Here is an 11,132-nt window from a genome sequence, read left to right as displayed (position 1 = left end):
GCCGATGGCAACATGCCGCCATGGCCGGGTTTTGCGCCCTGACTAAGCTTTACCTCGATCATTTTGACCTGCGGGTCGGCGGCGGTTATGGCAAATTTTTCCTCGGAAAAACTGCCATCTTCGTTGCGCGCCCCGAAATAGCCCGACGCGACCTGATAGATCAGGTCACCACCGCCTTCGCGGTGATAACGTGAAATGCTGCCTTCGCCGGTATCATGGGCAAAGCCGCCCTTCTTGGCGCCCTTGTTGAGCGCCAGGATTGCGTTGCCGGAAAGTGCGCCGAAGCTCATGGCAGAGATATTATACAGGCTGCAATCATAGGGCTGCTTGCAATGCGGGCCGCCAACGCGCACCCGAAAATCGGTATCGGTGATGTGCTTGGGCGCGACGGAATGGGTAATCCATGAATAGCCGGATTTATAGACTTCCTCGATCGTGCCGAACGGGCGTTTGTCTTCGACACCCTTGGCGCGCTGATAGACAAGGCCGCGTGCCTGACGGCTGAACGGGATTTCGTCCTGATCGCTTTCAAGCAGGTACTGGCGGATTTCCGGACGGAAGCTTTCGAGGATGAAGCGGATATGCGCACTGATCGGATAGTTACGCAGGATGGAATGCTTGTTCTGATACAGGTCGTGGATACCAACCAGCACCAGCAACCCGAAAATGACTGCAGGCACCCAGAACCAGACATCAACGGCCGTCGCCAAGATCACAGAGGCCAAAGCCAAAACCACAACACCCGTCATTACGAAGTAGCGCTTGTTCAAAATGAAGAATTTCACGGTGCTCTCTTCCTGTCCTGTTCTGGCCGATCTGATCCACGAAAAGCCGCCTTGTGCGGGGAGGCATCTGACCCTTCGTATCCGAGATAGCAGCAACATCCATGATCATCGTTGATTTGATCACGGGCCTCAATGGCAATGTCGTTGATTTCAGGGTCTAAACCCTAATTGCCCCCCATTTGATCTGAATGTGGGAACGTTTGAACCAACATCAAGAAAAAGCCGCCTTGCAACAGGGAAGCAAGGCGGCTTTGGGGACCGGAAACAAACAGGTGTTTAAGGGGGGAACACGTTCCCGGTCCGCAACATCTGGTAATGCAGGGGCCGATCAGGCCTTGCCGTAACCCCCGCCACCCGGGGTTTCGATGACAAAGACATCACCCCGATGCATTTCCGCACCATCGGTGCCCTTAAGCTCGATCACGGTGCCATCGATGCGTTCGACGGCATTGCGGCCAAGCTGACCGGGCTCCCCGCCAGCGCAGGCCTGAACCGGCACGCGACGATGGTTGGACAGGATCGATGCGGTCATGTCTTCGAGGAAGCGCACACGACGGATCGCACCATCGCCGCCCTTGTGTTTGCCTTTACCACCTGATCCTTTGCGGATTTCAAAGCTTTCGAGCAGGACCGGGAAGCGCCATTCAAGCACTTCCGGATCGGTCAGGCGCGAGTTGGTCATGTGCGAATGAACAGCTGCCGTGCCATCAAAGTCGGGACCGGCACCGGTACCGCCACAGATGGTTTCGTAATACTGGTGCGTATCGTTGCCCCAGGTGAAGTTGTTCATCGTGCCCTGACCACCCGACAGCACGCCAAGGGCCGCATAAAGCGTATCGGTGACATGCATACTGGTTTCAACGTTGCCGGCGACAACGGCGGCCGGATAACGCGGATTGAGCATCGATCCTTCGGGCACGATCAGATTGACCGGCTTCAGGCACCCGGCATTGAGCGGAATGTCATCATCAACAAGCGTTCTGAAGACATACAGCACGGCAGCACGGGTGACCGCCGACGGGGCGTTGAAGTTGTTATCAAGCTGATCGGACGTGCCGGTGAAATCAACTGTGGCCGAACGGGTTGCCTTATCAATGGTGACCTTGACGCGGACAACCGCGCCATTGTCCATTTCATAGGCGTATTCACCGTCTTTCAGGACGTCGATCACACGACGCACGCTTTCTTCGGCGTTGTCTTGGACGTGCTGCATATAGGCATGCACGACATCAAGGCCAAAGTGATCGACCATCTTGCGCAGTTCCTGCACACCCTTTTCATTGGCCGCGATCTGGGCCCGCAGATCGGCGATGTTCTGATACGGGTTACGTGCCGGATATTTCGCACCTTCAAGAAGGTCGGTCAGGCCTTTTTCATCGAACGTGCCCTGATCAACCAGTTTGAAGTTGTTGATCAAAACGCCTTCTTCTTCGAGAACGCGCGAGTTTGGCGCCATGGAACCCGGCGTAATACCGCCAACATCGGCATGGTGACCACGCGATGCGACATAGAACAGCACTTCCTTGCCATCATCGCCAAACACCGGGGTGATCAGCGTGATGTCAGGCAGGTGCGTACCGCCGTTATACGGGTCATTGAGCATATAAACATCGCCCGGCTTCATTTTGCCGTCGTTGTTCTTGATCACCGCCTGAACGGATTCACCCATCGAGCCAAGGTGGACAGGCATATGCGGGGCGTTGGCGATCAGAAGGCCTTCCTGATCAAACACCGCACATGAGAAGTCCAGACGTTCCTTGATGTTGACCGAGTATGAGGTATTGGCAAGCGTCACACCCATCTGTTCGGCAATGTTCATGAACAGGTTGTTGAACACTTCAAGCATCACCGGATCGGCCTGGGTGCCAATCGCCTCTGAACGTTTCATCGGCACGACACGGTTCAGGATCAGATGATCCTGGCCATTCACCTTGGCTTCCCAGCCCGGATCAATCACGGTGGTGCCGACCGGCTCTACAATCACCGCCGGACCACGCACAGTCGCACCCGGCTTCAGGTTTTCGCGTTTGTAGAACGGGGTCTGTTCGGTTTTGCCATCAAAGACGACCGGACGGGTCGCAAGCGGCTTAAGCATAACCTCAGCACCATCAAGCTCAGCCGACGACGCCGGAAGGCTTTGGGTTTCGCCAATCGCCTCAACCGCGACGGCCTCAACCACCAGCGGCTTTCCGGTCATGACAAAGCCATAACGCTGTTTGTGCTGTTCTTCGAACTGAGCCGTGATGGCATCAACATCGCCGAAATCAACAATCAGCGGGGTGTCGGTACCGTCATAACGCAGGTGCAGGCGTTTCAGCAGGCTGATCTTGTCATCCGAAATGCCCTGTTCTTTCAGTTCCGCAAGCGCGTCAACCGCCAAGGCATCAAGCTGCTTATCCAGATCTGCAAGACCTTCGGCGGCAAGTTTTCCCTCAACCGCCTGTTCTCGCATCGCACGGATATCGGCAAGGCCCATGCCATAGGCCGACAGAACACCGGCGAACGGATGGACAAAGACCTTGGTCATGCCAAGGGTGTCGGCAACCTGACAGGCATGCTGACCACCGGCACCACCGAAGCATTGCAGGATATAGTCGCTGACGTCATAGCCGCGCTGGACCGAGATTTGCTTGATGGCGTTTGCCATGTTTTCGACGGCAATGCGCAGGAAGCCTTCGGCGACTTCTTCGGGGGTGCGGATCTGGCCGGTGTTCTTTTCGATGTCAGCGGCCATTTCCTCAAAGCCCTTGCGCACGGCATCGGCATTAAGCGGCTCGTCCCCTTCGGGGCCAAAGACATTCGGGAAGAAGTCCGGCTGCACCTTACCCAGCATGACGTTGATATCAGTCACCGCCAGCGGACCACCACGGCGATAGGCCGCCGGTCCCGGGTTTGCACCGGCACTGTCAGGACCAACGCGGAAACGCGCACCATCGAAATGCAGGATCGAGCCGCCACCGGCGGCAACCGTGTGAATTTTCATCATCGGCGCACGCATGCGCACACCGGCGACCTGGGTTTCGAAATCACGTTCGTATTCGCCGTCATAGTGCGAAACGTCGGTCGATGTGCCGCCCATATCAAAACCGATGACCTGTTTGAAGCCATCCATTTCAGCCGTGCGGACCATGCCAACCACACCGCCAGCCGGACCGGACAGGATTGCATCCTTGCCCTGGAACTTGACCGCATCGGTCAAACCGCCATTGGACTGCATGAACATCAATTTCACGCCGCCAAGTTCGGAGGCGACCTGATCGACGTAACGACGCAGGATCGGCGACAGATAGGCATCCACCACCGTGGTATCGCCGCGCGATACCAGCTTCATCAGCGGGCTGACCTGATGGCTGACGGAAACCTGGGTAAAGCCGATGTCACGGGCGACCTTTTCAGCGGCCAGTTCGTGCGCGGTGTAACGATAGCCATGCATGAACACGATGGCGCAGGCACGAATGCCGCTGTCATAGACTTTCTGAAGGTCGGGCCGCAGGGTATCGAGGTCCATCCCTTCGAGTTCATGACCCTGCGCGTCAAAACGGCCAGCGGCTTCGATCACGGTTTCATAAAGCGTTTCGGGCAGAATGATGTTGCGATCAAACAGGCGCGGGCGGTTCTGATAGGCCAGACGCAGCGCATCGCGGAAGCCCTTGGTGGTGACCAGAACGGTACGGTCGCCTTTACGCTCCAGCAGGGCGTTGGTCGCAACCGTGGTGCCCATTTTGACGGCTTCGATTTTCTCGGCCGGGATTTTCTCGCCGTCGGCGACCTCAAGCAGTTCGCGGATGCCCTGAATGGCGGCGTCCTTATACCGTTCGGGATTTTCCGACAGCAGTTTGTGGGTGACAAGCGCGCCATTGGGTTTGCGGGCAACGATATCGGTAAATGTGCCGCCGCGATCGATCCAGAACTGCCATTTCGGCTGTCCGGTGGTCTGCGAGGCGGGCGAATTTTGGTCGAGCGGGGCCATGATGCTCACTCCTTCAGGCATCTGTAGTCAGAAAATTCGAGTATTTTGGTCAGTTCAAATCATGAACTGTTAGCCACTCATTTGTGTTGGCAGCCAGGTAACGATCCCCGGAAATACGGTGATCAGAAGGGTGGCAAACAACAGCAGGAAGAAGAATGGCAAGGCAGCAACTGCAATCTTGAACAGGTTCTTGCCTGTCAGTCCTTGCAGAACGAAAAGGTTAAAGCCGACCGGTGGCGTGATCTGTGACATTTCGACCACCAGCACGACATAGATGCCGAACCACAACAGGTCGATGCCAGCAGCCTGCACCATCGGCAGGATCACAGAGGTTGTCAGAACCACCACCGAAATACCGTCAAGGAAACATCCCAGAACGATAAAGAAGATCGTCAGTGCACCGAGCAGCGCATAAGGCGACAGCTCCATCTGGGCGATCCATGCGGCCAGTTCACGCGGCACACCGGTAAAGCCCATGGCAACCGTCAGCACCGCCGCACCTGCAAGGATAAAGCAGATCATGCAGGACGTCCGGGTTGCCCCCATAATGCCATCAAGCAGGCTTTCCTTGGAAAGCGACCCGCTAAGGGCTGAGAGGATCAACGCGCCGACCACACCGAATGCCGCAGCCTCTGTCGGGGTTGCCACCCCGCCATAGATCGAGCCGATGACAGCCGCAATCAGAACAATAACCGGGATCAGACGGCCGGATGCACGGATCTTTTCAGCAAATGGAATGCTGGGGGCCGCTTCGGGCATCTTGTCCTTGTTGATCGTGGCCCAAATGCCAACGAAGCTCATGAACATGATGATCAGCATCACACCGGGGATCACGCCGGCAATGAAAAGACGGGCGATCGAAAGTTCAGCCGAAACACCATAGACAATCAAAATGATCGACGGCGGGATCAGAAGCCCCAGTGTACCGGAACCGGCAAGGGTTCCAAGGATCAGGCTGTCGGCATAGCCCTGTTTACGCAGTTCCGGGATCGACATGCGCCCGATGGTGGCCGCCGTTGCCGCCGACGACCCCGACACCGCGGCAAAGATACCACAGCCCAGAATATTTACATGCAACAACCGACCCGGAAGTTTGTTCAGCCACGGGGCAAGACCTGTGAACATGTCTTCGGACAGGCGGGACCGAAACAGGATTTCACCCATCCAGATAAACAGCGGCAGCGGTGCCAGTGACCAGGTCGCAAGGCTTGACCATGCTGTGGTCGCGATGATCGGACCGGTTTGCGCACTGGTGAAAACATCAATGGCAAAGACGCCAATGGCAAAAAGTGCAAGTGCAACCCATAGACCAGCGCCCAGAAACAGGAACAGCAGGCCCATCAGGATAAGACCGATTTGAAGTACGTCCATGACCGCCCCCTACTCGTTCAGTTCGTTCGCTTCGCCGCCAACAAAAGCGGGTTCGCGGCCAGCCAGAAGATCAACAAATGCTTCGAGCAGAGCGATGGTAAAGACAACCAGTCCAAAGGCCATGGCGGTTTGCGGGATCCACAGCGGGAAGGCCAGAACGCCGGGCGAGGTATCGCCATACGAAAAGCTTTCCTCGGCCAGAACCGCCATCCACCAGGCGAAGTAACCGGCAAGATAGATCGCAGCCAACAGCGTGATCGCTTCCATTGTCCGACGGACACGGCCTTTAAGGTGTGAAAGGACGATCATGACCCGGATGTGGGTGCCCGCGCGAAGCGCCGGCCCCAGGGCAAGGAACGTACCGGCAGCAAGCGAGAACCCGGCCAATTCATTGGCATCGTGAACGGCGATCCCGACAAGACGCCCCAAGGACTGGGCGAGGATCAGCAGCGCAATGATTACCAGGAACGCGGCCGCCAAAACGGCACTGAATTTGAATAAATAATCTAGCAGTCTGCGCACAGCAGTCCCCCTTTCCGCCAACGATCATCCCCAAAGCGACGTATCGTACCTAACGGACAGTAACATTAAAATGTGCGGATTGTCCGGGACCGAACGGAGGACGACAGCCGTCCGGCCCCGACAATTGGCAAGAACTGGTGCTTAGTTCTTGAACGCGTCGATGATGGCCTGGCCTTCATCGCCGGTTTTTTCCAGCCAACCAGCGACCATTTTGTCACCAGCTGCTGCCAGACCGTCTTTGAGTTCTGCACTCGGTGCAGCAACGTTCATGCCGTTTTCAGAGAGAATTTTCTTTTTCTCTTCGGCTTCTGCCATGCTCATTTCCCAGCCGCGGGTTTCGGCTTTGGCAGCCGCTTCAAGAACAGCAGCCTGAACGTCGGCAGACAGGCCATCGAATGCGCTTTCGCTTACGATAACCATGTTTTTCGGAAGCCATGCCTGAACGTCATAGAAGTTCGAAACAAAGTCCCATGCCTTGGAGTTGGCACCGGTCGACGGCGAAGTGATCATCGCTTCGACAATGCCGGTTGCAAAGGCGGTCGGGATTTCCGGAACTTCAACCTGGGTCGCGACCATGCCGGTCAGCGATGCCAGTTCGGACGTGGTGGCGTTATAGGCGCGGAACTTGACACCATCGAGGTCAGCAACGCTGTTAACTTCGTTTGCGGTGTAAAGGCCCTGTGCCGGCCACGGAACAGCATAAAGAACTTTAAGACCGTCTTTTGCGAGGGCTGCTTCGATGCCTTCGCGCGATACTTCCCAAAGCTTCTTGGCGTCTTCATAAGAAGTCGCAAGGAACGGGATCGCGTCAACGGTGTAGATCGGGTTTTCGTTGGCCAACAGCGAAATCAGGGTTTCGCCGATCGGCACCAGGCCGCGCTGAACCGAACGTTTGATGTCAGCATGCTTGAACAGCGAACCACCGGAATGAACCGTGATGCTCAGCTCACCGCCGGATGCTTCATTCACATCCTTGGCAAATTCAATGATGTTCTGGGTGTGGAAAGTCGCGTCAGGATACGGCGTTGCCATGTCCCAGGTTTCTTCAGCGGATGCAAAGCCGGCTGACATGGTGATCGCTGCGACTGCGACAGTCGAAAGTGCTTTTTTCAACATTTTTCAAGTCTCCCTGTGTGTGATGCAAGCCGATACACGTTATCGCGTATCGAGACTCCAAAGTAGCCTCCCGACACATTGATCACATTTTGCCGACAAATTGTCAACTTTAATTCATAGCAGATATGCAAAATGCGGGAAACAACACCGTAGAACCCTGGCTGCGTGAACCCGCAAAAACCGACCATTCGTCTGATATTTTTGTTGTTATTGTTGCCTGCCGGGGGCATTCAACTAGCGATCAAACAAATAACAAGTGGGGAAAATCCAATGTCTGATCTTTCGGGGAAGTCTGTCTGGATTACAGGTGCCGGTAGCGGCATCGGTGAGGCAATTGCCAAATCTCTGGCGGCTGGCGGGGCGCACGTTGCCCTTTCGGCGCGGCGCGAAGAGACACTTCGGCAAGTTGCAGATGACATTGCGGCAAGCGGGGGAAAAGTTGAAATTTACCCGCTCGACATCAGTGACAGCGACAAGGTTTTTGAAACGGTCGAGAAAATCAAAAGCGCGATGGGTAAAATTGATGTGCTGATCAACTGTGCTGGTGTGAACACCCCGAAACGGCATTGGCGCGATCTTGATATCAAAGACTGGCAACGTATCGTCGCCGTCAATCTGAACGGTGTTGCCAACACCGTTTGCGCGACCCTGCCCTTGATGCGCGATCAACAAGACGGACTGATCATCAATATTGCTTCCTGGGCAGCAAAGCATGAATTCCCGGTCGCAGGCCCGGCCTATATTGCATCCAAGCGCGGTGTCGTCGATCTTTCGCACAGCATCAATCAGGAAGAACTGCACAACAACATCCGCTGTTGCTGCATTTCGCCGGGCGAGGTTGCCACCCCGATCCTTCAGCAACGACCGATACCGATAGAGCAGGAAGAACTTGATCGTCTTTTAAAGCCAAGCGATCTTGCAGAAATCGTGACTTATGTCGCCGGGGCCCCCATGCGGGTCTGTTTCAACGAAATCGTGATGTCCCCGACCTACAACCGCACCCTTTTACCTATTCAGCCCTAGGTGTTGTTCCCGGACGTCGGGGATACGAGGGACAAACCTTGGCGCCGGTATCAGCAGCGCGAGTTACATTGCGCTTGCGGCACGTGATGCCTGATCATAGACGCCGGAAATTGCGCGAAGGGTCTTGGCGACATCCCCGACTTCCTCGCTATTGACGCCAAGCCGCTGGAAAGTCTCAATCAGGCAATCCTCGCGGACCTGACGGTATTTCTCACACATTTCACGGCCGTCCTTGGTGGTCGCGTAATGCACTTCCTTGCCGCGTTTGACACCCTCGACCAGTCCGAGTTTGCGGAGCTTTTTAAGGGAATAGTTCACAAGATGGCTGTCCTCGACATTCAGGACAAAGCACACTTCAGACAGGCTTTTTTCCCGTTCACGGGAATTGACATTGTGCAGCACCAGAATATCGAGAACCGACACATCGGGCATGCCTGCGGCACGCATGCACCGCACCATCCAGCGGTTAAATGCGTTGCCTGACAGGATCAACGCAAATTCAAGTTCCGACAGTTCGGCTGCGCGTTCCGAGACAAGATGTGACGATGAGACGATACGTGTTTTATCAGCCATCCGACGTTCCCTGTAATGCAGTATTCCCGGTCACCAACATAGGTTCCGACCAGATTCATTGGAAGTTTGTCGGCATTTTATCGCGATAAAGGCGACAAGGTAAAGCCCCTGCCGCCTTATACTTATCGGCAATTCACCGTTAAAGTGTGCGCATCCGTTCGAGAAAACCATCAATCTGCGACCGCAAATCACCGCTTTGTTGACCAAGATTATTGGCCGAAACATTGACGTTGCCAGCGGCCTCGTTGGTTTCATTGACAGCTGCAGACACCCCTTGCATGGCAGCCGAGATTTCCTCTGTCCCGGCGGCGGCCTGCTCCACGTTCTGCGAAATCTCGCTGGTGGCAACAGTTTGCTGCTCAACCGCTGCCGCCACCGCAGCTGCACGTTCGCTGATGTCGGAGATCATTTTGACAATCTCGTCGATTGCATCGACGGCAAGGCTTGTCGCCTGCTGGATATCATTGATCTGGGATGTGATTTCCTCGGTTGCCTTGCCCGTCTGATTGGCAAGGTTTTTCACCTCGCTTGCGACAACGGCAAAGCCTTTGCCTGCATCCCCCGCCCGGGCGGCCTCAATGGTTGCATTAAGGGCCAGCAAGTTGGTTTGTTCGGCAATATCACTGATCAGGCTGATGACTTCGCCGATTTTGATCGCAGAATCATTAAGCCCCTGAATATTGTCATTGGTATTGCGCGCCCGCTCGGTTGCGGACTGTGCCATGGTTGACGTTTCCGTGACCTGACCGGAAATCTCGTTGATAGATGCCGAAAGTTCGGTTGCGGCCGTGGCAACCAACTGCACATTCGAAGACGCCTCTTCCGCACCGGACGACACCGCCATCGACTGGTTGGTTGCTGTCTCAGCACTGTTGCGCAACACATTGGACACCTGATGGAGTTGCTCCACCGCTATTCCGACATCGGCCATGACGGCAACCACCGCCTGATCGAATTCCTGAATATAGCGTTCCTGAGTCTCCATGCGTTTGCGGCGTTTTTCGTCCTCTGCCTTTTGCGCCGCTTCAAGCTTGATGCGTTCGATACCGTTTTCGCGAAACACCAGAACCGCACGCCCCATCTCGCCAATTTCGTCCGCCCTCTTTACTTCGTTGATATCGACATCAAAGTCGTTTTCAGCCAGTCGGGTCATTTTGTTGGTCAAACCGCTGATCGCACTGACAATGGCGCGCGCCAACAAGAACGAGAGCCCCATCAGTGCAATAAGACCTATGACATACATGGCGACCGTGACAATCAGACTGGTTTCCGCAATCTTTTTAGCCCGTTGCATTTCAGTCGCAGCAACTTGACCGATCGATGCACTTAGCTCATCAAGGATCGGTTCAGCCTGGGCATAATAGTCGGACAAAAAGCCGAGCTCTGCTTCGCGTTGCAGGATCTTTTCAGACAGCGCCTTGAAGTCAGCGACATATGACTTCATCAAGTCGGTGATTTTATCCTGCTCGTCGGCGGGAATGTTTGAGGCGGCCAATGCCGGTCCGAACTCGGCAAGGCGGTCATCGATCCGACCGACATATTTTGGATCAAGGCGTGCGAGAAAGTCCTTCTCGTGGCGGCGCATCATCAACATGATAACGGTAAGGTTGTCGGCATTATATTTCTTGAGCGCCTCTTCGACATTATGCACCGAGGAACGTAGCCGTCCAAGAAGCCCCTCTTCCTCGTTCAACCCGATTTCTCGCTGCAAACCGACAACCACCGCGAACTTCGCGTCATAGTTGGCAAAGGCTGTCACGATTTCCTGGAGC

The 11,132-nt window shown here is 55.3% G+C and carries 8 protein-coding genes; 1 reads left to right on the top strand and 7 read right to left on the bottom strand.

Translation table 11 applies throughout. The annotated features are described in order from the left end of the window. From B3Z49_RS07910 to B3Z49_RS07890, 5 genes are all read right to left on the bottom strand, one after another. A partial coding sequence (locus tag B3Z49_RS07910; protein ID WP_296989685.1) for a glutamate synthase-related protein occupies positions 1-785 on the bottom strand: 785 nt, incomplete at its 3' end. Between the two features lie 328 nt (positions 786-1,113). After that, positions 1,114-4,755 carry a hydantoinase B/oxoprolinase family protein gene (locus B3Z49_RS07905; protein ID WP_296989680.1) on the bottom strand — a complete coding sequence of 1,214 codons (3,642 nt, stop codon included), beginning with the start codon at positions 4,753-4,755 and terminating at the stop codon, positions 1,114-1,116. Positions 4,756-4,824: 69 nt separating this feature from the next. After that, complete coding sequence (locus tag B3Z49_RS07900; protein WP_296989679.1) at positions 4,825-6,126, bottom strand: TRAP transporter large permease; 1,302 nt, start codon at positions 6,124-6,126, stop codon at positions 4,825-4,827. Between the two features lie 9 nt (positions 6,127-6,135). Next, complete coding sequence (locus tag B3Z49_RS07895) at positions 6,136-6,648, bottom strand: TRAP transporter small permease (protein ID WP_063088856.1); 513 nt, start codon at positions 6,646-6,648, stop codon at positions 6,136-6,138. 141 nt (positions 6,649-6,789) lie between these two features. Continuing rightward, complete coding sequence (locus B3Z49_RS07890) at positions 6,790-7,764, bottom strand: TRAP transporter substrate-binding protein (RefSeq protein ID WP_008889616.1); 975 nt, start codon at positions 7,762-7,764, stop codon at positions 6,790-6,792. Between the two features lie 270 nt (positions 7,765-8,034). Between B3Z49_RS07890 and B3Z49_RS07885 the strand changes: the two genes are divergently transcribed. Next, the gene (locus tag B3Z49_RS07885) at positions 8,035-8,787 is read left to right on the top strand and encodes an SDR family oxidoreductase (protein WP_296989674.1); all 753 of its coding nucleotides are present in this window, start codon (positions 8,035-8,037) and stop codon (positions 8,785-8,787) included. A gap of 63 nt (positions 8,788-8,850) precedes the next feature. Here B3Z49_RS07885 and B3Z49_RS07880 read toward each other — a convergent pair whose 3' ends face one another. Together B3Z49_RS07880 and B3Z49_RS07875 are read right to left on the bottom strand one after the other, a co-directional pair. Next, the gene (locus B3Z49_RS07880) at positions 8,851-9,360 is read right to left on the bottom strand and encodes a winged helix DNA-binding protein (RefSeq protein WP_063088853.1); all 510 of its coding nucleotides are present in this window, start codon (positions 9,358-9,360) and stop codon (positions 8,851-8,853) included. Positions 9,361-9,499: 139 nt separating this feature from the next. Next, on the bottom strand, positions 9,500-11,132 hold a 1,633-nt coding region (locus tag B3Z49_RS07875), incomplete at its 5' end, for a methyl-accepting chemotaxis protein (protein ID WP_296989670.1).

The sequence above is a fragment of the Thalassospira sp. UBA1131 genome (genome assembly GCF_002311515.1).
Classification (GTDB): Bacteria; Pseudomonadota; Alphaproteobacteria; order Rhodospirillales; family Thalassospiraceae; genus Thalassospira.
Note: the sequence above shows the minus strand (reverse complement) of the source record. Positions and strands in the feature narration are given on the sequence as shown.